Below are 26,213 nucleotides of genomic sequence, written 5' to 3'. Positions count from 1 at the left end.
GCCCTGCTTTGTAATCTCTGAATCGAGTGAAAATTATTATGAATAGCACCTCACGCTCGACCCGTATTCGCTGGTGGATCGCTGGCCTGATGTGGCTGGCTATCGCCATTAACTATATTGACCGTACTGTACTCTCTGCCGCTGCCCCACACCTGATCAAAGAACTGTCGATCAATCCAGAGATGATGGGCTTTATCATGGCCGCATTTTTCTGGTCCTACGCGCTGCTGCAAATCCCGGCAGGCTGGTTTGCTGACCGTTTCGGTCAGAAAAAAGGCCTCGGCATTGCGGTTGGCTGGTGGTCGATTGCCACCATGGCGATGGGTCTGGCGACCGGCTTTAAATCGCTGCTGGCGCTGCGTCTGGCGCTGGGCGTGGGTGAAGCCGCCGCCTATCCCAGCAACGCCGGCATCACCGCTCGCTGGTTCCCGGATCGCGAACGCGCCACCGTCTCAGGCCTGTTTGACAGCGCCTCCAAATTTGGCGGTGCCGTGGCAATGCCGTTGATCGTCTGGATGATCGCCATGTTTGACTGGCGCATCACCTTCCTCGCGATCGGCGCCCTTGGCCTGTTCTGGGTTATCGCCTGGTACTTTATCTACGCCGAGAACCCGGAAGATCATCAGGCGATCAGTAAAGATGAAGTGCACCTGATTCGCCACGGCCAGGCACAGAAGCATGGCGATAAAAGCGTGCTGCCGATGAAATGGTACAAGCTGCTGCGCTACCGCAATATCTGGGCGATGTGCATTGGCTTCTTCACCATTAACTACACCTCCTATTTCTTTATCACCTGGCTGCCGACCTACCTGGTGAAAGATAAAGGCATGGATTTCCTCAAGATGGGGATGGCGGCGGCACTGCCGCTGATCTGCGGCATGGTGATTGAAGTGCTGGCGGGCTGGGCCTCGGATCGTATGGTGCACAATAAGGTGCTGTCGCTGACCGCCACGCGCAAACTGTTCCTGACCATTGGTCTGCTGATGGCGCTGTGCATCGGTTTCGCCCCCTTCACCGACTCGGTATTTATGACCGTGCTGCTGCTGTGCATCGCCAAATCCGGCACCACCGTCGCCGCCTCCCAGGTATGGGCGCTGCCGGGCGACGTGGCACCGCAAAACAGCGTGTCAATTGTCGCCGGTTTGCAGAACACCGTCTCTAACCTGGGCGGCGCCGTTGGCCCGATCATTACCGGTGTCATTGTTGGCGCCACCGGCCACTTCACCTGGGCGCTGGTGTTCTCCGCCGTGCTGGTGGTGATTGGCATCCTTAACTACCTGTTCCTGATGGGCAAAGTTGAACCCATCGTGGATGAGGAACAGGTTCATCATCCGCACACTCTGACCAGCGGCGCATAAGCGCCCTGACCCGCCGCATCGTCCTGATGCGGCGGTTTCCTGCACCCTATAACAACAATTGGAGGCGATGATGTCGCTGAATTCCAATGGATCACCTACGGCCATAGCGGCAAGTAAAGCGAAAGGGAAATTTCGATTCGTCATTCTTACGGTGCTGTCCGTCGGCATCGCCATCAACTATATCGACCGCGCCGCGATGAGCGTCGCCATGCCGTTTATGAGCCAGGAGCTGCACTTCTCGCCCACCGACAGCGGCTTGCTGCTCTCCGCCTTCTTCTGGAGTTACGTGCTGTTCCAGCTGCCGGGCGGCTGGCTGGTGGATAAACTTGGCCCGCGCATCACCTTTGCGCTCAGCAGCCTCGGCTGGGGATTGGCGACCGCCGCCTGCGGCCTGGCCAGCAGCATCGCGGCGCTGGTGGGATTCCGCTTTGTGCTCGGCGCCGTCGAAGCGCCGAGTTATCCCGCCAGTTCATCAACGGTGACGCGCTGGTTCCCGCGTCAGGAACGCAGCTTCGCCGCCGCCACCTTCAACAACGGCAGCAAAATTGGCGGCACGCTGGCAATCCCGATCATCTCGTTTCTGATTGCGCTGGTGGGCTGGCGCATGACCTTCGTGCTGTCCGGTTTCGTGGCGGTGGCGTGGGCGCTGGCCTGGTATCTGTGGTATCGCGACCCGCGCGAGCACAAAACCGTGTCGGCTGAAGAAGTGGCGTTTATCGAAGCCAATCAGGACCCACAAACCGGCTCGCCGATGAGCGTGCGCCAGCTGCTCGCCCAGCGTACCGTGCAGGCGATGATGGCCGGTTTCTTCTGTATCAACTTCGTCTCCTATTTCTTCTTTACCTGGTTCCCGACTTATCTGGTGGAGACCTTCCATCTGTCGCTGATGAAGTTCGGCCTGCTCGGTATGTTGCCCGGCATCGCCGCGATTGTCGGCGGCTGGTGCGGCGGCTTGTTATCGGATTCGCTGGTGCGTCGTGGTTATTCGCTGAGCGTGGCGCGTAAGATCCCGCTGGTTGGCGGTATGCTCGGCAGCGCCACCATCGGTCTGGCGGCCTTTTCTCCGACGGTGGGACTGGCGCTGTCGGCGCTGTGTTTCGCCAACTTCGCGGCCACCTTCGCCTCAGCGGCCCTGTGGGCGCTGCCGTCGGATGTCGCCCCGAACCGCGCCAATGTGGCAACCATCGGCGGTATCCAGAATATGGCGGCCAACCTTGCCGGGATCATCTCGCCGATCCTGATCGGCGTGCTTATGCAGTTCACCCATTCGTTTGTCATTCCGCTCGAGATCGCGGGCGTGATCGGTGTCGTCGGTGCGCTGGTTTACGCCTTCTGGCTGCCGCGCGTGCAGCCAATGGGCCTGACAGACGCCGCCGCGCCGGATGGCGCGTTAAGGAGAGAAGTATGAATAGCCGCTGGAAACAACGCCCGGCGCAATCCACCTGGGGCGATTTCGGGCCGGACGATCAGCTGGGACGCCTCAATCTGCTGACGCCGCAAAAAGTGCGTGAGGGCGTAGCAGAGGTGCAGAGCGGAGAAACATTTTGCCTGAGTCTGCCACTTGATTTGCCCGGCGGCACGGCGATGAACCCGCGTCGTCCGCCGCCCCAGCTCAATGCCACGCGCCGCGGCGAACACGCCAATATGACCTACCCGCTGTCGCGCGATAATCCGCAGCTCAGCGATGTGATTTGCGACGATACCGTGACGCTGGCGCTGCAATATTCCACCCAGTGGGACAGCCTGGCGCATATGGGACAATGGTTTGACGTCAATGCCAGCGGCGAGCCGGAGATGGTGTTCTACAACGGCTACAAGGCCAATGTCGATATCATTGGCGAGACCGACTATCGCGCCGGTTGTGGTTGCCACCATGGCAGCCACATGGGTGCCAAAGCATTAGGTATCGAAAATATGGCGCAGCACGGCATCCAGGGCCGCGCGGTGATGATTGATATCAAGCGCCACTTCGGGACTGAACGTTTTGCCTTTGGTTATCAGCATCTGCAACAGATTCTACAGGCCGACGACATTGAGGTGCGCCCCGGCGATCTGGTGTGCTTCCGCACCGGAATGGATGAAGCGATTCTGGCGATGCAGGGCGAACCGGATATGACGTTTCTGAACAGCCATTTTGCCGGACTGGATGGCAGCGATGCGCAACTGCGGGAATGGATTGTGGCAAGTGGCGTAGTGGCGTTGATCGCCGATAATCCGGCGGTGGAGATATTACCGGCACGACCGTTGAATGATGATTTTTATCCGTCGCATCCGCTGCACGATCTCTGCCTGTTCCGGCTGGGCGTCTATCTTGGTGAGCTGTGGCTGCTGAGTCCGCTGGCTGACTGGCTGGCGCACCATCAGCGTCATGCGTTTCTGCTGACCGCGCCTCCGTTGCGGCTGCCAGGCGCAGTGGGATCGCCTGCGACGCCGATTGCTACGGTTTAATCCTGTTTACCCGGTCGGCATCAATGCCGACCGGTTGTATTACTTCCCCGCCAGAAACTGCCGATACGCCGTAATCACCGCGAGAAAATCTTCCACGCCGCAGAAAGACAGGCTCTCCTCGTCGTAGTAGGTCATCCCCTCTTCCAGCCCGTCATCCTCTAACGCCAGCTGGTTGGCGCGAATCATCACCTCTTCTTCGTCCAGCCAGAGTGTGTATTCATGCCCCACCCGCTGCCATTGGTGATGGGTGCCTTTGACCTGCACCGCAGCCGCTTCAACTTCATCCAGCAGGGCCAGGTTTTCATCCACCTCTTCGTTGAACCAGTGCCCCACCGCTTCGTGGTCCATCGACATGCGCACCCTGACCTTACCGGTCAGATCGCGCAAAAATTCATACTCCATGAGTCTAACCTCTTACTGATGGCGCGCCGCGTGGCACTGTCTGAGTAACATTTTGTGCGCAGCACGCTGAATAAAGTGGGATCGCGCTCGCATTATGCCAGGCCACGCCGCCAAAAGCAGCCGTTCAATAGCTGACAGTGACGGTTATTGTGTCGCTGTAACTGCCCGCAGGCTGGTTGGTCTGGTCCGGATTGACCTTCGCGGTATAGCTGAGGCTCTGAGTGGTGCCGGTGCCGGTTTCACTCAGATCGTTACTGGCGCTCCAGGCCGTGCCATTCGGTTGATAGAGTTGATATTGCAGCAGCGAGGTGCCGGCGCTGGTCGCCGCTGACATCTGCCGCCAGTCGCCGCTGCTGGCATTGCTGCTGGCGAGATCAACGCGGTATGCGGCATTCAGCGTGCAACGGATGCCCAGAGCCGAGGCAACGCTGCTGAAACTGGCGGGGAGCGAGGCGCTGCCGAAATCAACGTCAGGCGCGCTATCAATGGCGCAATCATTGGTCACCACCAGCGTTAACACAATGGTGGAGGTGGCCGTGCCGGTGGTGTAGACGCAGAGACCCAGCAGCCCGACGAAACAGATGCTGTAGTTCCAGTTCAGCGTCAGGGTATCGGTGTAGATCCCCGCAGGAACATTCACTCCGGCAGTGGTTTTCATATACAACGGCAGCGAACCATCGCTGGCATTGAACAGCCCCAGCAGACCCAGCAGCGAGGTGGAACTCCAGGTCTTGCTGCCGCCGATGCTGGCGCTGGTACTACAGGCGCTGTCGGTGCAGATGGTGTAGGGGACATAGCTGCCGCTGCTGCTGTTATACAGCCGGGGCGTCGTGCCGGAGGCATTGGCGGAACCGCTCAGCGTGCCGGTTACGGTGTTGGTGCTAAGCAATGACAGCAGGCTGCCCGAACAGGTAAATCCGGTGCCCGACTCCACCACCTGCGCCGTGCTGGCGAGGGTAAATGAGCTGACGCTACCAAAGCTGGTGCTGCTCGAACCGGCCGTACAGGCTGCCAGCGCCATACTGCTCCAGCCGCTCAGCAATAACGCCAGCAGCGCGATAATCCGTTTCATCCACCCTTCTCCTGAACAGGTGTGGTTGCGCACAGCAGCGGCCCCACTTTAAATTGCGTCTGCGTGCCGTGCAGCGTGATGCTGTGTCGGCACACGCCGCCCGGCAGCGACACCGCGATATCACTTTTCTGCGGCACATTGTCAAACCACACCTCGCCGCCATAGCCCATTTGCGCGGTCTGCCCGCTATGGGTTTCGGTTACCAGCGTACCTGGCGGCAGCGGATGATGATGTTGATCCACCAGCGTTAGCAGCAATGGCCGGGTTTGACGCAGCGGGAAATTGACCAGCGCACCGCTGGCCTCACGCACCGACACGCGCTGCTCCACCTGCGGCGTTTCGATATTGACGGGCAGATTGAGCGGGTCGATAGTCAGTTTGGCCGGATACCAGGCGCTGACCCACGGCACCAGCAGATGACCGCTGCTGTCGGTGTTGCCCAGTAACTGGTTCTCATAACGCACCGGGATATCGCGGTAGCCCGAGGTACTGACCACGATAAAGGCGTCGTTTACTTTGCTGCTGGCGAACAACGCGTTGTCCATCCACACCAGCGCCCCGCTGGCATCAAACCAATTGGTACGGTCGCCCGCCGCGCCATAGGTGCCGCCGCTTAATACCGTGTAGCGCGTCTTCCAGCTGAGATCGGCCTGGCGATAACCGTCATCCCCTTGCGAGGCGGCGAGGTTCCAGCCGAACCCCCCGGCAGTCGGCGCGGCGCGGCTGTAGCTGGCGACCTGCGCCAGCTCGCCACTGCTGCTGCGCTGGCTGCTTAAGGTGAGCGCGCCCGCCTGATCGAACGGAATAATTAACTGCAACTGGCCGCTGACCCCGCTGCCGCCGAGGGTTTTGTTCAGCGCCAGATGCAGGCTGCTGCTGCCCCACAGACCACGGCTCCACGACAGGTTTGCCAGCCGGGTGCGGGTGCCGTCGTAGGCGGTGATGTCGAAGTAGCCAAGACCGAAGGTGCCCAGCAGATTGCCAAAAGGCGCGATGCTCAGCGTTCCCTGCTCGGAACGGCGGCTCAGACTGGCGCTGGTGTCGTAAACCGACAGATCGCTGAAACCGGCGGTGCGCTGCAAAAGTTGATGGAACCCCAATTGTTGGTGGAGCCGCTGGAGTCATTATTGCCCACGGTACAGCCTTCACTGATGATCACCTGAATGCCCAGCTGCCCGGTCAGCGTACCGGCGGCACTGGCGGAAAACACCGGACCAAAACCAGCAGCGACGACGGATAAAGCAAAAACGGCGGACTTGAATTCCATTCTGACCCCACACGATAGCGATGATGTTTCTGCATCCCGAATAGTTCAATCCTGCTAAAAATCGACGCGCAAACGCACGATCGTTTTTCAGACAATTATTCAGATTTAATTACCGAAGACGCACAGGATAGTTGTTATGACAATTGGCTGAGAATCTCCAGCCTGTTACTTTTTTAAAACATACACCGGGCTAATCGACTTAGGAAAGGTGAAAACTAGGAATAATCCTAAAAAAATTTTATCCTCTCAATTTGCGATATTGTCTGGTTTTGTGTTGCTATGAAATCCATTTCTGGCAGCACGTTGCGCTAATATTTTGTTTTGAAAAAATATCCTGGGTCAGGCACTTAGTGAATCTTTTGCCCAAAACCACGGGGAATTCATCGGCAGGAGAAATAACGAAGCGAAACGGTAATGCTTCTCAGGTGATTATCACTCTGCTTTTACCTGCGATAATCAGTGAAAAATGATGATTATTCCCACTCTGAAATCAGTGATTATTTTTATACTTTTGGAAAGAGTGACTGAAAATTACCAATAAAAAAGGGGACGATAATTATCGTCCCCTCTTACTACAATTTCAGTCGATTACAGCGCGGTCTGGAAGATCACGTTGTCTGCTTTATCGGTGTACTGATGCAGCTGGTCAAAGTTCAGGTAGCGGTAGGTATCCGCCGCCGTCTTATCAACCTGAGACATAAATTGCAGGTACTCGTCCGGCGTCGGCAGTTTGCCCAGCAGCGATGCTACCGCCGCCAGCTCCGCAGACGCCAGGTAGACGTTAGCGCCGGTGCCGAGACGGTTCGGGAAGTTACGGGTAGAGGTGGAGACCACCGTCGCACCGTCTGCTACACGCGCCTGATTGCCCATGCACAGCGAGCAACCTGGGATCTCGATACGCGCCCCGCTTTTACCGAACACGCTGTAGTAGCCTTCTTCGGTCAGCTGCGCGGCATCCATCTTGGTAGGCGGAGCCACCCACAGACGGGTCGGCAGCTGGCCTTTGTGGCTGTCCAGCAGCTTACCGGCAGCACGGAAGTGGCCGATGTTGGTCATGCAGGAACCGATGAATACTTCATCGATCTTCTCACCTTCAACATCAGACAGCAGACGCGCATCATCCGGATCGTTTGGCGCACACAGAATCGGCTCTTTGATTTCAGCCAGATCGATGTCGATCACCGCAGCGTATTCCGCATCCGCATCGGCTTCGAGCAGTTGCGGATCGGCCAGCCATTTCTCCATCCCTTCAACTCGACGCTCCAGCGTACGACGATCGCCATAACCTTCTGCAATCATCCACTTCAGCAGCACGATGTTGGAGCTGAGGTACTCAACGATCGGTTCCTGGTCCAGCTTGATGGTACAACCGGCTGCTGAGCGCTCAGCAGAGGCATCGGTCAGTTCGAATGCCTGCTCCACTTTCAGTTTCGGCAGACCTTCAATTTCGAGGATGCGACCAGAGAAGATGTTCTTCTTGCCTTTCTTCTCAACGGTCAGCAGGCCCTGTTTGATGGCGTACAACGGGATCGCGTGCACCAGATCGCGCAGGGTGATGCCCGGCTGCATTTCGCCTTTGAAGCGCACCAGTACCGATTCCGGCATATCCAGCGGCATTACGCCGGTGGCGGCGGCAAAGGCAACCAGGCCTGAACCGGCCGGGAACGAAATACCGATCGGGAAACGGGTATGCGAGTCACCACCGGTACCCACGGTATCCGGCAGCAGCATACGGTTCAGCCAGCTGTGGATAACGCCATCACCCGGACGCAGCGACACGCCGCCACGGTTCATAATGAAGTCTGGCAGCGTGTGGTGCGTGGTCACGTCTACCGGTTTCGGGTAAGCGGCAGTGTGACAGAAGGATTGCATCACCAGATCGGCGGAAAAGCCGAGGCACGCCAGGTCTTTCAGTTCATCACGGGTCATCGGACCGGTGGTGTCCTGAGAACCGACTGACGTCATTTTTGGTTCGCAGTACGCGCCAGGGCGGATACCGTCAGTGCCGCAGGCACGTCCCACCATTTTCTGCGCCAGCGAGAAGCCGCGCGTGCTCGGCGCCACGTCTTTTGCCTGACGGAACACATCGCTATGCGGCAGACCGAGAGATTCACGCGCTTTGCTGGTGAGACCGCGACCGATAATCAGCGGAATACGGCCACCGGCGCGGACTTCGTCAATCAGCACATCGGTTTTCAGTTCGAAGCTGGCGAGCAGTTCGCCGGTTTCGTGATTGCGCACTTCCCCTTTGAACGGGTAAACGTCAATCACGTCACCCATATTCAGCTCGCCCACATCCACTTCGATCGGCAGCGCACCGGCATCTTCCATCGTGTTGAAGAAGATCGGCGCAATTTTGCTGCCCAGTACCAGGCCGCCGCCTTTTTTATTCGGTACGTTCGGGATGTCATCGCCCATAAACCACAGCACCGAGTTGGTGGCGGATTTACGTGATGAACCGGTACCGACAACATCACCCACATACGCCAGCGGGAAACCTTTGGCCTGCAATGCTTCGATTTGTTTAATCGGACCAATGTTGCCCGGCTCATCCGGCTCAATGCCTTCACGGGCGTTTTTCAGCATCGCCAGTGCGTGCAGTGGGATGTCAGGACGTGACCATGCATCCGGCGCAGGAGACAGGTCATCGGTGTTGGTTTCGCCGGTCACTTTGAACACGGTGACGGTCAGTTTATCCGCCAGCGCAGGACGCGACAGATACCACTCAGCATCCGCCCAGGATTGCATAACCCGTTGTGCATGCTCATTGCCTGCTTTCGCTTTTTCTTCTACGTCGTAGAAGCTGTCGAACATCAGCAGCGTGTGAGACAAGGCTTTAGCAGCGATGGGGGCGAGTTTTGCATCGTCCAGCGCGTCAATCAGCGGGTGAATGTTGTAACCGCCCTGCATGGTGCCAAGCAGCTCAATCGCTTTTTCGGGGGATACCAGAGGAGAGGTCGTTTCGCCTTTGGCGACAGCCGCCAGGAAACCGGCTTTTACATAGGCCGCTTCATCAACACCCGGCGGGACTCGGTTGACCAAAAGGTCAGTAAGGAATTCTTCTTCACCCGCTGGCGGGCTTTTCAGCAGTTCAACCAGCGCGGCCATCTGGGAAGCATCTAACGGCTTAGGTACGATTCCCTGGGCAGCACGCTCGGCAACGTGCTTACGGTATTCTTCTAGCACGACGTTCTCCTCGCTCTCATTGTATAGCTTTCCGGTGCACCCTATGACGCAGTCCAACAGTAGGGTGAGGTGCCCGGTTCCGCGTCGGCCAGCATAGCAGCATTTCGTCTGATTGTTAATCTGTTTACAAAAAAGCAACATCCTCTGGTTAAGCAGCATATTCCGCTGAAGTTGAACCGCGTCACGAAAAAAAAGCAGGCATCAGATGCCTGCTTTGTGGGGTAACAGCCAGCGATAATTAACGATCGACCAGCACAAACTCGCCTTCGTTATAGCGCTCACCCGCAATCTGTTGCGGATCAAATAGCGTATCCAGGGCGCTGACATCGTTGCTGCTCAACTGCAATTCGGCGGCAGCGCAGTTCTGCTCCAGATGGGCAACTTTACTGGCACCCGGAATCGGGACGATGAATTCCCCTTTCGCCAGCACCCATGCCAGAGCCAGCTGTGCGGCCGTCGCGCCATAACCTGTAGCCATCTCAGTCAGCTGGTTTACTAACTTTTGGTTATGCGCGTGAGCATCCTGCTGGAAGCGCGGCAGGTAACGACGGAAATCATCTTCCGGCAGAGCTGCCGCATTCGGGAATTTACCGGTGAGAAAACCGCGTCCCAGCGGGCTGTAGGGAACAAAACCCACATTCAGTTCGCGACAGGTCGCGAAGATCGCCTGCTCAGGATCGCGCGACCACAACGAGTATTCACTTTGCAGGGCAGAAATCGGGTGCACCGCGCAGGCACGACGTAATGTGGCCGGCGAAACTTCAGATAAACCGAGATATTGCACTTTACCTTCGCGCACCAGATCGGCCATCACGCCCACCACATCTTCGATGGGCACCGCAGGATCGAGACGGTGTTGATACAACAGATCGATGCTTTCAACACCTAAACGCTGAAGCGAACCCTCTACCGCACGGCGAATATGGGCCGGGTCACTGGTCACACCTTTCACGCGTTCCCAGCCCTCACCCTCTTCACTGATGCGGAAACCAAATTTGGTGGCGATTTTAATGTCTTTACGTCCCTGCAACGCCTTCGCCAGCAACGTCTCGTTAATGAAGGGACCATAGACTTCGGCGGTATCGAGAAAATCGACGCCCAGCTCAAAAGCGCGGGCCAGCGTGTTCAACGCCTGGCGTTCATCGTTTTGACCGTAAGCAAATGACATCCCCATGCAACCGAGACCCAATGCTGAAACCTGTAATCCCTGTTTGCCTAATTGACGTTGTTGCATTGTTTCTTCCTCTTCGTTGTTGATGTTATTGTTATAACCCTCAGCAATGACGGCAACAATTGCGTCATTTTCGTCGATTTAGTGAGTGAAATTCAGCAATGAGCCAATATCGCGCAACCCTACAGGAACTGGAGATGTTTGCGGCCATCGCGCAGCACCTGAGCTTTCGCAAAGCCGCCGAGGAGCGCAATGTCACCCCTTCGACGCTGAGCCACGCGATGCGCAATTTTGAAGAACGGCTCGGCGTGCGCCTGCTGAATCGAACCACGCGTAAAGTGGCGCTGACGGCCGCGGGGGAACGCTTTCTTCAGCGCATCCAGCCCGCGTTGCAGGATTTGTCACAGGCGGTGGATGAATTGAATGACTGGCGTAGCGATCCACGCGGCAGTTTGCGTATCAGTATGCCCCGTTCGGCGGAGGGGTTATTTTTTCACTCACTGATCCTGCCTTTTATGCAGCGCTATCCGGAAATCACGCTGGAAATCGACAGCAACGATACGCTGCTGGATATTGTCTCTGCCGGTTTTGATGCCGGGGTGCGTTACGGCAATGTGCTGGCGCAGGATATGGTGGCAGTGCCGTTTGGCGCGCCGATGCGGGCGCTGGCGGTAGCCAGCCCGGCGTTTATCTCCCGCCACGGTACCCCACAGGCTCCCGCCGAACTGCTGCAATTTCCCTGCATCGAGCGACGCTTCCCCAGCGGTCGTCGTTATCGCTGGGAGTTCTGGCAGGATGGGCAGCGGCAGGAAGTGGCGGTCAGCGGTACGCTGGTACTCGATAATAACGAACGTATTTTGCAGGCGGCACTGGCGGGGGCGGGCATCGCGTTTTTGCATCAGGGTACGGTGGCTGAAGCACTGCATAACGGTGAACTGGTGGAAATTTTGCCGCAATTTACTCAGGTGGAAGAAGGCTTCTGGCTTTATTATCCGAGCCGGAAATATCTTTCGACACCATTGCGCTATTTTATTGACTGGCTTAAAGAAATCAGAGATTAAATTAGTTGATCACGTTAATAGAACGCGTTAAATAAACTATTTACTTAAGCGCATAACGGCGCATAAAATAATTAAAAAATAATAGATGAATTTAATTTAAATCAGATTAGACTGCCTGCGGGCGCTTGAGGCAATCTGCCTTAAGCATCAGAAATGATATTGAGGTGGATTGTGGAGAGTTTGCTCGCGGGATTAATTTTACTTAACCACCGCGAGCGAACGACTACCCAAGACACACAACAATGTCAGGGTAATTGCTTGCTCGCTTTAAATCAAGGAGCAAGTGACAATGAAGTCAATATTCAGCAAGCTGATTATTAGTGGACTCATCTTATTAGGGCTGTGTCTGGTTAATCGCAGTTCGTTGTGTGAGTTGCGATTACGTATATTCACTGCTGAATTATCCGCGGTTATGGCTTGCGAGGTCAGATCGTAAAACTTCATTAGCGGGGGTTCGCCCCCGCTATTCCGTCACTGTTAGCGTGTCAGCTCAGGCGCCCATTTCATTCTTCATCTTATTCATTGCTTTCGCGACAGGCAGGATGGCCACACCCGGCGCGAACACTGCCGCAGCAGGCGAATTCAGGAAGACGACCATCTGGCGCGACCAGAGATATACATAATCAATTACGTTAGTATAACGTATTAAGTAAATATATCATCGAAACAAATAACAGCATATAAAATAATTTAAAATAACAGGTGAATTTAATTTAAATCAGATTAGACTGCCTGCGGGCGCTTGAGGCAATCTGCCTTAAGCATCAGAAATGATATTGGGTGGATTGTGGAGAGTTTGCTCGCGGGATTAATTTTACTTAACCACCGCGAGCGAGCGACTACCCCAAAACACCTAACAATGTCAGGGTAGTCGCTTGCTCGCTTTAAATCAAGGAGTAAGTGACAATGAAGTCAATATTCAGCAAGCTGATTATTAGTGGGCTCATCTTATTAGGGCTTTATCTGGTTAATCGCAATTCGTTGTGTGAGTTGCGATTACGGATATTCACTGCTGAATTATCCGCGGTTATGGCTTGCGAGGTCAGTTCGTAAAACTTCATTAGTGGGGGTTCGCCCCCGCTATTCCGTCACTGTTAGCGTGTCAGCTCAGGCGCCCATTCCATTCTTCAACTTACCGAAGCCTGTAATAAAAAACGGCTCCCATAAGGAGCCGTTTATTTATTTCTTAGCGCTTATTTCTTTTTCGCTTTCGGGTTCGGCAGGTCGGTAATGCTACCTTCGAACACTTCAGCCGCCAGACCGACGGATTCGTGCAGCGTCGGGTGGGCGTGGATGGTCAGCGCGATGTCTTCCGCATCACAGCCCATTTCGATTGCCAGACCGATTTCACCCAACAGCTCGCCGCCGTTAGTACCGACAATCGCACCACCGATGACACGGTGAGTTTCTTTGTCGAAAATCAGTTTGGTCATACCGTCAGCGCAGTCAGAAGCGATAGCACGACCCGATGCCGCCCACGGGAAGGTGGAGACTTCGTAGCTGATGCCTTTCTCTTTGGCTTCTTTCTCGGTCAGACCCACCCATGCAACTTCTGGCTCGGTGTAAGCGATGGACGGAATCACTTTCGGGTCGAAGTAGTGCTTCATACCGGCGATAACTTCTGCCGCTACGTGACCTTCGTGCACGCCTTTGTGCGCCAGCATTGGCTGACCCACGATGTCACCGATTGCATAGATGTGCGGCACATTGGTACGCATCTGCTTGTCGACGCGGATAAAGCCACGGTCGTCCACTTCCACGCCTGCTTTACCGGCATCCAGACCTTTACCATTCGGTACACGGCCAATCGCTACCAGCACGGCGTCGTAACGCTGAGCTTCGGCTGGTGCTTTTTTACCTTCCATGGAAACGTAAATACCGTCTTCTTTCGCTTCAACGGCAGTCACTTTAGTTTCCAGCATCAGGTTGAATTTCTTGCTGATACGTTTGGTGAATACTTTCACCACATCTTTATCGGCTGCCGGGATCACCTGGTCGAACATCTCAACCACGTCAATCTCTGAACCCAGCGCATGGTACACCGTACCCATTTCCAGACCGATGATGCCGCCACCCATAACCAGCAGGCGCTTCGGTACTTCTTTCAGTTCCAGCGCATCTGTGGAATCCCACACGCGCGGATCTTCATGCGGAATGAACGGCAGTTCAATCGGACGAGAACCGGCAGCGATGATGGCGTTATCGAAGTTGATGGTGGTCGCGCCGCCTTCACCTTCTACCACCAGCGTGTTAGCACCGGTAAATTTACCCAGACCATTTACCACCTTCACTTTACGGCCTTTGGCCATACCAGCCAGACCGCCGGTCAGTTGAGTGATAACTTTCTCTTTCCAGGTACGAATCTTGTTGATGTCGGTTGTCGGCTGGCCAAACACGATACCGTGTTCTTCCAGTGCTTTCGCTTCTTCAATCACTTTCGCGACGTGCAACAGCGCTTTTGACGGGATACAGCCCACGTTCAGACATACACCGCCGAGGGTGCTGTAGCGCTCTACCAGTACGGTTTCCAGACCTAAATCAGCGCAACGGAAGGCTGCAGAGTAACCTGCAGGACCTGCCCCAAGTACCACGACTTGAGTTTTAATCTCTGTACTCATCATGACCTCTTATTAGATTTCCGGCGGCCAGACGTAGAGCCTATCCCAGGCTCTGTATGCCCTTTTTCCACCGGGACATTTCACCGCAAGAGTTTACAGAATTGTTAATAAACTGCCAACCGCGGCAACTCCGAATGCTTACAACAAGGCCGGCATTCGCCGGCCTTGATTAACTTCACATCACCAGACGGCGGATGTCTGACAGCGTGTTGTTGATGATGGTGATAAAGCGCGCACCATCAGCACCATCGATCACGCGGTGGTCGAAGGAAAGAGAGATAGGCATCATCAGACGCGGCACAAACTCTTTACCATTCCACACAGGTTCCATTGCAGACTTGGAAACACCGAGGATCGCCACTTCCGGCGCGTTAACGATCGGCGCGAAGTGCGTTGTACCCAGGCCACCCAGGCTGGAGATGGTGAAGCATCCGCCCTGCATGTCGCCAGCGGTCAGCTTACCATCACGCGCTTTTTTCGAGATCGCCATCAGCTCGCGAGACAGCTCGGTGATGCCTTTTTTGTTCACGTCTTTGAACACCGGAACCACCAGACCGTTTGGCGTATCTACCGCCACACCGATGTTGATGTATTTTTTCAGCGTCAGCTTCTGCGCGTCTTCGGACAGTGAACTGTTGAAGCGAGGCATCTGCTCAAGCGCCGCAGCAACTGCTTTCATGATAAACACCACCGGCGTGAATTTCACATCCAGTTTACGTTTCTCAGCTTCGGCATTCTGCTGCTTACGGAACGCTTCCAGATCGGTGATATCGGTTTTATCGAAGTGGGTAACGTGCGGGATAACCACCCAGTTACGGCTCAGGTTAGCGCCAGAGATTTTCTGGATGCGACCCAGTTCCACTTCTTCGATTTCGCCGAATTTGCTGAAGTCAACTTTCGGCCATGGCAGCAGGCCTGGCAGGCTACCACCGCTTGCAGCGGCCGCAGGCGCAGCTTCAGCGCGTTTCACCGCGTCTTTCACATACGTCTGCACGTCTTCTTTCAGGATGCGACCTTTACGGCCGGTGCCTTTGACTTTCGCCAGGTTAACACCGAACTCGCGCGCCAGGCGACGAATCACCGGGGTTGCGTGGACATAAGCATCGTTCTCAGCGAATTCGCTTTTCGCATCCGCTTTTGCCGCAGCCGGAGCAGCTTTAGACTCAGCAGGTGCCGGAGCCGCTTCCTGTTTCGCAGCCGGTGCCGCAGCAGCAGGCGCAGCGCCTTCTACTTCAAATACCATGATCAGCGAGCCAGTCTTAACTTTGTCGCCAGTGGCCACTTTCAGCTCTTTGACCACGCCCGCGAACGGTGCCGGCACTTCCATCGAGGCTTTATCGCCTTCAACCACAATCAGGGACTGCTCAGCGGTAACTTTGTCGCCCACTTTGACCAGCACTTCAGTGACTTCAACTTCATCGCCGCCGATGTCCGGTACGTTGACGTCTTTCGCGCCAGCCGCAGCCGCCGGTGCTGCTGCCGCAGCAGGTTGTTCTGCCGCAGCAGACGCTGCCGGAGCAGCGCCTTCAGCGTCGAACACCATGATCAGTGAACCGGTATTCACTTTATCGCCGGTAGCGATTTTGATCTCTTTCACCACGCCCGCGAACGGTGCTGGCACTTCCATTGAGGCTTTGTCGCCTTCAACGGTGATCAGTGACTGTTCCGCCGCAACGGTGTCGCCCACTTTGACCAGGATCTCAGTGACTTCAACTTCATCACCGCCGATGTCCGGCACGTTGACGTCTTTGCTGACGGCAGCCGCAGCTGCCGGCGCCGGTGCCGCTTTTTTCTCTTCAGCAGCAGGGGCAGGTACAGCGGCTGCTGCACCTTCTGCGTCAAAGATCATGATAAGCGAACCGGTTTCGACTTTGTCGCCGGTGGCAATTTTGATCTCTTTCACCACGCCCGCCTGCGGCGAAGGCACTTCCATCGAGGCTTTGTCGCCTTCCACGGTGATCAGCGACTGTTCGGCTTCTACCTTGTCGCCCACCTTGACCAGGATCTCGGTGACTTCAACTTCATCAGACCCGATATCCGGCACTTTAATTTCGATAGCCATTACTCTCTTACCTCTTAAGCCAGACGCGGGTTAACTTTATCGGCATCGATATTGAATTTGGTGATGGCTTCCGCTACCACTTTCTTATCGATTTCGCCGCGTTTAGCCAGTTCACCCAGCGCTGCAACCACTACGTAAGATGCATCCACTTCGAAGTGGTGACGCAGGTTCTCACGGCTGTCTGAACGGCCGAAACCGTCGGTGCCTAACACGCGGTAATCGCTGGCCGGAACATAGCTGCGAACCTGCTCAGCAAACAGTTTCATGTAGTCAGTAGATGCAACGGCCGGAGCCTCGTTCATCACCTGAGCGATGTAAGGTACGCGCGGCGTTTCCGTCGGGTGCAGCATGTTCCAGCGCTCACAATCCTGGCCATCACGTGCCAGTTCGGTGAACGAGGTGACGCTGTAGACGTCAGAACCGATACCGTACTCTTTCGCCAGGATCTGCGAAGCTTCACGTACGTGACGCAGGATAGAGCCTGAACCCAGCAGCTGAACTTTGCCTTTGCTACCTTCCACCGTTTCCAGCTTGTAGATACCCTTACGGATACCCTCTTCCGCACCCTGCGGCATTGCAGGCATGTGGTAGTTTTCGTTCAGCGTGGTGATGTAGTAGTAAATGTTTTCCTGCGCTTCGCCGTACATACGCACCAGACCGTCATGCATGATGACTGCCACTTCGTACGCGTAAGACGGATCGTAAGAGATACAGTTCGGAATAGTCAGCGACTGAATGTGGCTGTGACCATCTTCGTGCTGCAAACCTTCACCGTTCAGGGTAGTACGACCGGAGGTACCGCCGACGAGGAAGCCGCGCGCCTGCTGGTCGCCAGCCAGCCACATCAGGTCACCGATGCGCTGGAAGCCGAACATCGAGTAATAGATGTAGAACGGAATCATCGGCAGGTTGTTGGTGCTGTAAGAGGTCGCCGCAGCCAGCCAGGATGAACCTGCGCCCAGCTCGTTGATCCCTTCCTGCAGAATCTGGCCTTTTTCGTCTTCTTTATAGTAAGCAACCTGCTCACGGTCCTGCGGGGTGTACTGCTGGCCGTTCGGGCTGTAGATACCAATCTGACGGAACAGACCTTCCATACCAAAGGTACGGGCTTCGTCCGCAAGGATCGGCACCAGACGATCTTTGATCGACTTGTTCTTCAGCATCACGTTCAGGGCACGAACGAAGGCGATGGTGGTAGAGATCTCTTTGCTCTGCTCTTCCAGCAGCGCACTGAACTCTTCCAGCGCCGGCATTTCCAGCTTCTCGCTGAACTGCGGCTGACGCGTCGGCAGGTAGCCGCCCAGTTTTTCACGCTGACCGTGCAGGTAGTTATACTCTTCGGAACCTTTTTCAAAGGTCACGTACGGCAGTTTTTCGATGTTCTCATCGGCTACCGGCACATTGAAGCGATCGCGGATGTAGCGAACGCCATCCATGTTCATCTTCTTCACCTGGTGGGCAATGTTTTTACCTTCCGCGGTGTCGCCCATACCATAACCTTTAATGGTATGCGCCAGAATCAGCGTTGGCTGGCCTTTGGTTTCCTGCGCTTTTTTCAGTGCAGCGTAGATTTTCTTCGGATCGTGACCACCACGGTTCAGGGCGAAGATCTCTTCGTCTGACCAGTCTTTCACCAGCGCTGCGGTCTCCGGGTATTTACCGAAGAAGTGCTCACGCACATAGGCGCCATCGCGTGATTTGAAGGTCTGGTAGTCACCATCGACGGTTTCGTTCATCAGCTGGATCAGTTTGCCGCTGGTGTCTTTCTTCAGCAGCTCATCCCAGCGTCCGCCCCAGATCACTTTAATCACGTTCCAGCCAGCACCTGCAAAGATGCCTTCCAGTTCGTTGATGATCTTACCGTTACCGGTGACCGGGCCATCCAGACGCTGCAGGTTACAGTTGATGATGAAGACCAGGTTATCCAGTTTTTCACGGGTGGCGATGGTGATCGCACCTTTGGATTCCGGCTCGTCCATCTCGCCATCACCGAGGAAGGCGTAAACTGTCTGACCAGAGGTATCTTTCAGACCACGGTGTTCCAGATATTTCAGGAATTTAGCCTGATAGATCGCATTCAACGGACCCAGGCCCATTGATACGGTCGGGAACTGCCAGAATTCCGGCATCAGTTTCGGGTGCGGGTAAGAAGACAGACCGTTGCCATGCACTTCCTGACGGAAGTTGTTCATCTGCTCTTCAGTCAGACGGCCTTCAAGGAACGCACGAGAATAGATGCCCGGAGAGATATGGCCCTGGAAGTAAACCAGGTCACCGCCATCTTTGTCGCTACGCGCGCGGAAGAAGTGGTTGAAGCACACTTCATAGATAGTCGCGGAAGACTGGAATGAAGAGAGGTGACCACCCAGCTCCAGATCTTTCTTCGACGCACGCAGCACCGACATGATGGCGTTCCAGCGGATTGCGGAACGGATACGACGCTCAAGAGAGGTGTTGCCCGGATAGTCCGGCTCATCTTCAGTGGCAATGGAGTTGATGTAGTTGCTGATCGCAGAGGAACCCGCTGCAACTTTCACACCGCCCTTGCGTGCAGCACTTAATACCTGGTCAATCAGATACTGCGCGCGCTCAACACCTTCTTCACGGATGACCGATTCGATCGCCTGTAGCCAGTCACGAGTTTCGATCGGATCCACGTCATTGTGTAAACGTTCTGACATGGGGTGTATTCCTTATCTGTGTCTAATACGTTGAATTGTCAGGAGCCTGTCTGCTTGTGCTTTGCTTCTGTTCACAGCACAAGAAGACAGGCCCGTCGCTTTTTATCCGCACGTTCGTTGCCGCGCGTTATTCCTTACGTTGCTGTAAACGACGCAGGGAGCGTTCACGACGGCTCTGCTCCCGACTTCTGTCCAGCAAGATTTCCTCAATGAACGCCAGGTGACGGTGTGATGCCTCGCGTGCTTGTTCTGGCTCACGAGCCACAATCGCCTCAAAGATACTGGCGCGGTGACCGCTCACTTTCGCCAGCATTTCCCGGCGAGCGTAGAGCAATTCAAAATTCTGACGGACGTTTTGTTCCAGCATAGGGCCCATGGAACGCAGCAAATGTAAAAGCACCACATTATGGGCTGCTTCTGTGACAGCGATCTGATACTGCATCACTGCGTCTGCTTCGGCGTCGAGATCGCCGCTGTCCTGTGCCTGCTGGATCAGAACATGGCAGTCGCGAATACGCTGCAAGTCCTCATCGGTGCCACGCAGCGCCGCGTAATAAGCAGCGATGCCTTCCAGCGCGTGGCGGGTTTCCAGCAGGTCAAACTGAGATTCCGGATGTTGGGCAAGCAGGCCGACCAGTGGGTCGCTCAGGCTTTGCCAGAGATGCTTCTGTACGAAGGTGCCGCCGCCCTGACGGCGTAGCAGCAATCCTTTCGCTTCCAGCCGCTGAATAGCTTCACGAAGAGAAGGACGTGAGACATCGAATTGTTTGGCGAGTTCGCGCTCGGGAAGCAGCTTCTCTCCCGGCCGCAACGTCCCTTCCATAATGAGGGATTCAAGCTGTTGCTCAATGGCGTCAGAGAGCTTTGGTTGGCGAATCTTACTGTAAGCCATCTTCCCTTCTTATTGTGCCAGACGTCCGGAGTAAATTGGTAATACCAATTCCAAAAAGGTGCCGGTAAAGTAACAAAGTATTCACCTTGTGTCTATATGGCAACCGTCACATATCAGGGGATTATCAGGGGTGAAATGCGCTAAATAACGAGGATTAAGACGCAAAAAGACCGACGGACCGAATTGTTAACAGGTTGCACTTTTACCAAACCTTACACAGGTTTAGCCTCTCTGTTTCCTCGCAACCATAAGGGAAAGCTATTCGTGTTTATTACCAATTCATGTCAGAAATAACCCGGCGGACAGGCAGTGGATGCTGCTGCTTTTTCAGTCATCTCTCAGCACAAAAAGCAAAAGCAGGTGCAAAGCGTTGCGCTTAACACTATTCTGGTCGCCATGGTAGCTCACGTATACACACAACACGCCAGATACCGTAAATAAATTAGTACGTTATGTAATAACAGCCTTACAGTGCGCGTCACTGTGGGCGCACAATAACAACATCACGAGGTTCGTATGGAACAACAGCATGGCGACACGCTGCACCGCGGCTTAAAGAATCGCCATATTCAGCTGATTGCGCTGGGTGGTGCCGTGGGTACCGGTCTGTTTCTGGGCAGCGCATCGGTGATTAAATCTGCCGGCCCGGCCGTTATTCTCGGCTATGCCATTGCCGGGTTTATTGCCTTTCTGATTATGCGTCAATTAGGCGAAATGGTAGTCGAAGAGCCGGTTGCCGGCAGCTTCAGTCATTTCGCGTACAAATACTGGGGCAACTTTGCCGGTTTCGCCTCGGGCTGGAACTACTGGGTGCTGTATGTGCTGGTCGCGATGGCCGAGCTGACCGCCGTAGGTAAATATATCCAGTTCTGGTGGCCGGACTTTCCCACCTGGGCCACCGCCGCCATCTTCTTCGTGGTGATCAACGCCATCAACCTGACCAACGTTAAAGTGTTTGGTGAGATGGAGTTCTGGTTCGCCATCATTAAAGTCGTCGCGGTTATCGGCATGATTCTGTTCGGCGGCTGGCTGCTGTTCAGCGGCAACGGCGGCCCGCAGGCTAGCGTCAGCAACCTGTGGAACCAGGGCGGCTTCCTGCCGCATGGCGTCAGCGGGCTGGTGATGATGATGGCGATTATCATGTTCTCGTTTGGCGGGCTGGAGCTGGTGGGTATCACCGCTGCGGAAGCCGACAACCCGGAGCAGAGCATTCCTAAAGCGACCAACCAGGTGCTGTGGCGTATCCTGATTTTCTACATCGGTTCGCTGGCGGTGCTGCTGTCGCTGATGCCGTGGACCCGTGTCACCGAAGATACCAGCCCGTTCGTGCTGATCTTCCACGAACTGGGTGATGCGCTGGTCGCGAATGCGCTGAATGTGGTGATCCTCACCGCAGCGCTGTCGGTCTATAACAGCTGCGTATACTGCAACAGTCGTATGCTGTTCGGTCTGGCGCAACAGGGCAACGCGCCAAAAGCGCTGCTGAAAGTCGACAAACGCGGCGTACCGGTCGCCACCATTCTGGTCTCTGCCGTAGCCACCGCGCTCTGCGTATTGATCAACTACCTGATGCCGGGTGAAGCCTTCGGTCTGCTGATGTCACTGGTGGTTTCTGCGCTGGTGATTAACTGGGCGATGATCAGCCTCGCACACCTGAAATTCCGTAAGAAGAAAGACCAGCAGGGCGTGACAACACGCTTCCCGGCCATCCTCTACCCGCTGGGTAACTGGATCTGCCTGCTGTTCCTCGCCGGTATTCTGGTGATCATGGCGATTACCCCGGGCATGGCTATCTCCGTATGGCTGATTCCGGTGTGGCTGGTCGTTCTGGCCATCGGTTACGCGATTAAAAACAAAACACAGCAGGCATAAGTCTGCCCCTTCTGCCCGGCGCTAACGCCCGGGCAGAATGTTCCCGTCTTACGATCCGCATCACACTTTCCCCCGCCCAGGCATTTTGTCCATCATCGTGACCAATTGTTCCCAGCCAGGTTGCTGATTTTCCGCTAATAATTTTTGCTCTACTTGTCGCTGGAGACGATAAATGAAAGGAGCAGCACTCTCGTTCAGAGAAAAACTGGGATATGGCATGGGCGATGCCGGATGCAACATGATTGGCGGTGCCATCATGCTGTTCCTCAACTATTTCTATACCGATGTCTTTGGCCTGGCCCCGGCGCTGGTCGGCACCTTATTGCTGTCGGTGCGGGTACTGGATGCGGTGACCGACCCCATCATGGGTGCCATCGCGGACCGTACGCAAAGCCGCTGGGGACGTTTCCGCCCGTGGTTGTTGTGGGTGTCCGTACCCTACGTGCTGTTTAGCGTATTGATGTTCACCACGCCTGACTGGAGCTACGACAACAAGGTCATTTGGGCCTTTATCACCTACTTCCTGATGTCGCTGACCTACACCGCCATCAACATTCCCTACTGCTCGCTGGGTGGCGTGATCACCAATGACCCCGGTGAACGCGTTTCCTGCCAGTCTTACCGTTTTGTCATGGTGGGTGTCGCCACACTGATTTTATCGTTATCGCTGCTGCCGATGGCGGAGTGGTTCGGCGGCGATAACAAAGCACGCGGTTATCAGCTGGCCATGAGCGTGCTGGCGTTGATTGGCCTGGCGATGTTTCTGTTCTGCTTTGCCACGGTACGTGAACGTATTCGCCCGGCGGTGCCGAGCAACGACGATCTGAAAAACGATCTGCGTGACGTGTGGAAAAACGACCAGTGGGTGCGCATTCTGCTGCTGACCTTCTGCAACGTCTGCCCCGGATTTATCCGCATGGCCGCCACCATGTATTACGTGACCTGGGTGATGGGCCAGTCGACTCATTTTGCCACCCTGTTTATCAGCCTCGGCGTGATTGGCATGATGCTGGGCAGCACGCTGGCGAAAGTGCTGACCGATCGCTGGTGCAAATTAAAGGTGTTTTTCTGGACCAACATCGCCCTGGCGCTATTCTCCAGCGGTTTTTACTGGATCGATCCGCACGCCACCCTCAGCGTAGTGATCGCCTATTTCCTGCTGAATATCCTGCATCAGATCCCCTCACCGCTGCACTGGTCGCTGATGGCCGATGTTGACGATTACGGCGAGTGGAAAACCGGTAAACGCATCACCGGGATGAGCTTCTCCGGCAACCTGTTCTTCCTCAAAGTGGGGCTGGCGGTTGCGGGCGCGATGGTGGGCTTTCTGCTTTCCATCTATGGCTATGACGCGGGAGCGAAACAGCAAGCACCCGACGCGCTAAACGGCATCATGCTGCTGTTTACCGTCATCCCCGGCGTTGGCTATCTGATCACCGCGGGCGTGGTACGTCTGCTGAAAGTGGACCGCAAACTGATGCGCACCATTCAGGACGATTTGGCACTGCGCCGCGCTAACTTCCGTGATTTGCAGGCTCCCCGCCCTGCGCCTTCCGCCGCCGTCGAACCCGGAGAAATAAAATGAACCAACCATGGCCTAATCCGTTTATCACCCAGCGCGCCGACCCTTTTATTCTTCGTTATGGTGACGGTTATTACTTTGTGGCGTCCGTGCCGGAATATAACCGGCTGGAAATTCGCTATGCGACCACACTGGCCGATCTGCCCGACGCCGAGCCGGTGGTGGTGTGGCGGAAACCCGATACCGGCCCGTTTAGTTCGCTTATCTGGGCACCGGAGTTGCATCACATCAAAGGCCAGTGGGTGATCTACTTTGCCGCGGCGCCCACGCGTGAAATCAAAGAGGGATTGTTCCAGCACCGTATGTACGCACTGGTGTGCGGCGATGCCGATCCGCTGACCGGCCACTGGCAGCCGGTACGCCGCGTCCATACGCCGCTGGATAGCTTTTCACTCGATGCCACGCACTTCGTCCATCAGGGAAAAAACTGGTATCTGTGGGCGCAGAAAGATCCGGCTATTCCGGGCAACTCGAATCTCTATCTTGCGGAACTGCTTAATCCGTGGACGCTGAAAAGTGCGCCGCTGATGCTGAGCCGCCCGGAATATGAGTGGGAATGTGCAGGGTTTAGTGTCAACGAGGGACCGGCGGTGATCCGTCACGGCGACAGGCTGTTTGTCACCTATTCAGCCAGCGCCACGGATGAAAACTATTGTCTGGGGATACTGAGCATCGATGCCGATGCCGATCCGTTGCAGGCTGGCGCCTGGCAAAAATCAGCGCGTCCGGTGTTCGCCAGCAGCTGGGATAACCACCAATACGGCCCCGGTCATAACAGCTTTACCGTTGATGAACAGGGCCGCGATGTGCTGGTTTATCATGCGCGTAATTACACAGAAATTGAGGGCGATCCGTTGTGGGATCCAAACCGCCATACGCGGCTGAAGTATTTTGACTGGCGCGAAGACGGCACACCGGATTTCGGCGTGCCGCCTGCCGATCACACCAGCGTGCCGTAGATGGTCAACAGCGCGACCACCACGACCAGCACCAGAGAGATGCGTTTCGCCAGGGCAACGGCCACGCGCGGTGTTTCTACTTTATCCACATGTGGGTCGCGCGCCAGCGAGAACTGGGCCAGGCTGGTCAGCACCTGGTACTGTGAACGATGCCAGTCGGTTAATGAGGCAAACCAGGCTGGCAGCGCCCGCTCGCCATGACCAAGTAACGCATAGGCGACGCCGGCGAGACGCACCGGGATCCAGTCCAGCAGATGCAGTACACGATCAACGCCAGACTGCGCGCGCTCCAGCGGCGAATGATGTTTCGCCAGCCAGCTTTGCCAGGCGCGCAGAAAAGCATAGCCCACCAGCAACACCGGCCCGTATGGGCCACCCACCACAAACCAGAACAGCGGTGCGAGATAAAAGCGAAAGTTTATCCAGATCAGCGCGTTTTGTAGCTCACGCAGAAACTCGCGTTCGGAACACTCAACCGGCACCCCGTGAATCAGGGTCAGCTCGGCGGCCATGGCCTGATGTGCCGCCTGATCGTCATGGCTCGCCGCTTTCAGGTAGGCGTGATAATGCAGACGAACGGAACCCGCGCCGATACACAACAGACCGACCACAATCCAGAACAGCAGTTGCGCCACGCCAAACAGCAGACCTTTCAGGCTCCACACCAGCAGCCAGACAATCAGCATCGCAACAAGGGTCATTACTAAGGTGCGGAACAGCGAAAAACGCTGCCGTCCGCGAAACAGCGGCTCCAGGCGGTGATCAAGCTGCCAGTGCTCACCCAGTTTAAACAGCCGTTCCCAACCTAAAACCAATAACAAGCTAAACAACGTCATAACCGCTCCTGCTGTTTCAGGGATTCTCCTGCATTAAGGCATATTTGTAGCGCATCCAGTCAAATGCCGGACCCGGATCGGTTTTACGCGCCGGGGCGATATCGCTGTGCCCGGTGATGCGTTCCGGCGTCAGCGGATAGTGCTGCATCAATAGCGCGGTCACCGCGTGTAACGTCGCATACTGCGCATCGGTATAAGGCAGGGTATCGGTGCCTTCCAGCTCAATACCGATGGAAAAGTCATTACAGTTTTCCCGCCCGTCGAATTGCGATACCCCGGCATGCCAGGCGCGCTGATCAAACGAGACATACTGCACCAGCTCACCATCACGGCGGATCAGGCAGTGCGCCGCGACGCGCAAATGGGCAATATCAGCAAAATAGGGATGGGCATCGGCGGGCAAGGTGCCGGTAAACAGCCGATCAATCCACGGACCGCCAAATTCTCCCGGCGGCAAACTGATATTGTGAATAATCAGTACTGAAGGAACTTCATTTTCCGGCCGCTGATTAAAGTGCGGTGACGGCACTTTACGCGCGCTGGAGATCCAGCCATCTTCCAGTTTCATGCCATTTTTCCTGCATTTACACCTGGCTGAGAATAACATGAATATCTGAGTACGCTTGTGAGTAAATGCGAAAGACCATGGAAGTTAAGGATACTAAACATTTCAGGTGAGTGAACTGGCAAAAGCCGTGAAATCAGGCTAAGGTGTGCGCTCATTCTCTCGTCATCTGGAGCAGGAA

21 protein-coding genes are annotated in these 26,213 nt (G+C 55.5%); 9 read left to right on the top strand and 12 right to left on the bottom strand.

Annotated elements, in window-relative coordinates; all coding sequences use genetic code 11:
- Positions 1-38 precede the first annotated feature (38 nt).
- The 3 genes from AC6I8V_RS03725 to AC6I8V_RS03715 all read left to right on the top strand — a co-directional run bounded on the left by AC6I8V_RS03725 (position 39) and on the right by AC6I8V_RS03715 (position 3,806).
- A complete protein-coding gene (locus tag AC6I8V_RS03725; RefSeq protein WP_497844584.1) occupies positions 39-1,358 on the top strand; it encodes an MFS transporter in 1,320 nt (439 codons plus the stop codon).
- A 70-nt stretch (positions 1,359-1,428) separates the two neighbouring features.
- Entirely contained in the window at positions 1,429-2,766 is a 1,338-nt protein-coding gene (locus tag AC6I8V_RS03720) for an MFS transporter (protein ID WP_497845756.1), read from the top strand.
- Positions 2,763-3,806: a cyclase family protein gene (locus AC6I8V_RS03715; protein ID WP_497844583.1), complete on the top strand. Its 1,044-nt coding sequence runs from the start codon at positions 2,763-2,765 to the stop codon at positions 3,804-3,806. Before AC6I8V_RS03720 ends, AC6I8V_RS03715 begins: the two co-directional genes overlap by 4 nt.
- Before the next feature lie 39 nt (positions 3,807-3,845).
- On the opposite strand, the gene yacL is transcribed toward AC6I8V_RS03715, so the two are convergent.
- From yacL to AC6I8V_RS03685, 6 genes are all read right to left on the bottom strand, one after another.
- Positions 3,846-4,208, bottom strand: coding sequence for a protein YacL (gene yacL / locus AC6I8V_RS03710; protein WP_497844582.1), 363 nt, complete (start codon positions 4,206-4,208; stop codon positions 3,846-3,848).
- Between the two features lie 124 nt (positions 4,209-4,332).
- Positions 4,333-5,280, bottom strand: a complete 948-nt coding sequence (locus AC6I8V_RS03705; RefSeq protein WP_497844581.1) for a Csu type fimbrial protein — start codon at positions 5,278-5,280, stop codon at positions 4,333-4,335.
- Positions 5,277-6,362, bottom strand: a complete 1,086-nt coding sequence (locus tag AC6I8V_RS03700; RefSeq protein WP_497844580.1) for a fimbria/pilus outer membrane usher protein — start codon at positions 6,360-6,362, stop codon at positions 5,277-5,279. Before AC6I8V_RS03700 ends, AC6I8V_RS03705 begins: the two co-directional genes overlap by 4 nt.
- Positions 6,305-6,547, bottom strand: a complete 243-nt coding sequence (locus AC6I8V_RS03695; RefSeq protein WP_497844579.1) for a hypothetical protein — start codon at positions 6,545-6,547, stop codon at positions 6,305-6,307. Before AC6I8V_RS03695 ends, AC6I8V_RS03700 begins: the two co-directional genes overlap by 58 nt.
- Positions 6,548-7,135: 588 nt before the next feature.
- Positions 7,136-9,733, bottom strand: coding sequence for a bifunctional aconitate hydratase 2/2-methylisocitrate dehydratase (gene acnB, locus AC6I8V_RS03690; protein WP_497844578.1), 2,598 nt, complete (start codon positions 9,731-9,733; stop codon positions 7,136-7,138).
- A gap of 238 nt (positions 9,734-9,971) precedes the next feature.
- A complete protein-coding gene (locus AC6I8V_RS03685) occupies positions 9,972-10,967 on the bottom strand; it encodes an aldo/keto reductase (RefSeq protein WP_497844577.1) in 996 nt (331 codons plus the stop codon).
- Between the two features lie 98 nt (positions 10,968-11,065).
- On the opposite strand from AC6I8V_RS03685, the gene AC6I8V_RS03680 reads away from it, so the two are divergent.
- The 3 genes from AC6I8V_RS03680 to AC6I8V_RS03670 all read left to right on the top strand — a co-directional run bounded on the left by AC6I8V_RS03680 (position 11,066) and on the right by AC6I8V_RS03670 (position 13,018).
- Positions 11,066-11,965, top strand: coding sequence for a LysR family transcriptional regulator (locus AC6I8V_RS03680; protein ID WP_497844576.1), 900 nt, complete (start codon positions 11,066-11,068; stop codon positions 11,963-11,965).
- Between the two features lie 289 nt (positions 11,966-12,254).
- Positions 12,255-12,401: a Hok/Gef family protein gene (locus tag AC6I8V_RS03675; protein WP_497844575.1), complete on the top strand. Its 147-nt coding sequence runs from the start codon at positions 12,255-12,257 to the stop codon at positions 12,399-12,401.
- Positions 12,402-12,871: 470 nt separating this feature from the next.
- Positions 12,872-13,018: a Hok/Gef family protein gene (locus AC6I8V_RS03670; RefSeq protein ID WP_497844574.1), complete on the top strand. Its 147-nt coding sequence runs from the start codon at positions 12,872-12,874 to the stop codon at positions 13,016-13,018.
- Between the two features lie 140 nt (positions 13,019-13,158).
- On the opposite strand, the gene lpdA is transcribed toward AC6I8V_RS03670, so the two are convergent.
- The 4 genes from lpdA to pdhR form a co-directional block, all read right to left on the bottom strand.
- The gene (gene lpdA / locus AC6I8V_RS03665; protein WP_497845755.1) at positions 13,159-14,583 is read right to left on the bottom strand and encodes a dihydrolipoyl dehydrogenase; all 1,425 of its coding nucleotides are present in this window, start codon (positions 14,581-14,583) and stop codon (positions 13,159-13,161) included.
- Between the two features lie 175 nt (positions 14,584-14,758).
- The gene (gene aceF, locus AC6I8V_RS03660; protein ID WP_497844573.1) at positions 14,759-16,645 is read right to left on the bottom strand and encodes a pyruvate dehydrogenase complex dihydrolipoyllysine-residue acetyltransferase; all 1,887 of its coding nucleotides are present in this window, start codon (positions 16,643-16,645) and stop codon (positions 14,759-14,761) included.
- A 14-nt stretch (positions 16,646-16,659) separates the two neighbouring features.
- On the bottom strand, positions 16,660-19,326 hold the full coding sequence (gene aceE, locus AC6I8V_RS03655; protein WP_497844572.1) for a pyruvate dehydrogenase (acetyl-transferring), homodimeric type: 2,667 nt from the start codon (positions 19,324-19,326) through the stop codon (positions 16,660-16,662).
- 127 nt (positions 19,327-19,453) lie between these two features.
- Positions 19,454-20,218 (bottom strand): pyruvate dehydrogenase complex transcriptional repressor PdhR, encoded by a 765-nt coding sequence (pdhR, locus tag AC6I8V_RS03650; protein ID WP_497844571.1) that lies wholly within the window; start codon positions 20,216-20,218, stop codon positions 19,454-19,456.
- Positions 20,219-20,734: 516 nt separating this feature from the next.
- Between pdhR and aroP the strand changes: the two genes are divergently transcribed.
- The 3 genes from aroP (at position 20,735) to AC6I8V_RS03635 (ending at position 24,631) form a co-directional block, all read left to right on the top strand.
- Positions 20,735-22,090, top strand: coding sequence for an aromatic amino acid transporter AroP (gene aroP / locus AC6I8V_RS03645; RefSeq protein ID WP_497844570.1), 1,356 nt, complete (start codon positions 20,735-20,737; stop codon positions 22,088-22,090).
- Positions 22,091-22,262: 172 nt separating this feature from the next.
- Positions 22,263-23,675: a glycoside-pentoside-hexuronide (GPH):cation symporter gene (locus AC6I8V_RS03640; RefSeq protein ID WP_497844569.1), complete on the top strand. Its 1,413-nt coding sequence runs from the start codon at positions 22,263-22,265 to the stop codon at positions 23,673-23,675.
- Positions 23,672-24,631 (top strand): glycoside hydrolase family 43 protein, encoded by a 960-nt coding sequence (locus AC6I8V_RS03635; RefSeq protein WP_497844568.1) that lies wholly within the window; start codon positions 23,672-23,674, stop codon positions 24,629-24,631. The genes AC6I8V_RS03640 and AC6I8V_RS03635 overlap by 4 nt, the downstream gene beginning before the upstream one ends.
- Here AC6I8V_RS03635 and ampE read toward each other — a convergent pair.
- Positions 24,613-25,467: a beta-lactamase regulator AmpE gene (ampE, locus tag AC6I8V_RS03630; RefSeq protein ID WP_497844567.1), complete on the bottom strand. Its 855-nt coding sequence runs from the start codon at positions 25,465-25,467 to the stop codon at positions 24,613-24,615. The two genes, AC6I8V_RS03635 and ampE, sit on opposite strands and share 19 nt — an antisense overlap.
- Positions 25,468-25,483: 16 nt before the next feature.
- A complete protein-coding gene (gene ampD / locus AC6I8V_RS03625) occupies positions 25,484-26,035 on the bottom strand; it encodes a 1,6-anhydro-N-acetylmuramyl-L-alanine amidase AmpD (RefSeq protein ID WP_497844566.1) in 552 nt (183 codons plus the stop codon).
- Positions 26,036-26,213 lie beyond the last annotated feature (178 nt).

This window comes from Pantoea sp. X-Soil-TKNS-1207 (assembly GCF_059730485.1).
The sequence above is the reverse complement of the archived record's forward strand: the minus strand, read 5'-3'. Positions and strand labels throughout refer to the sequence as shown.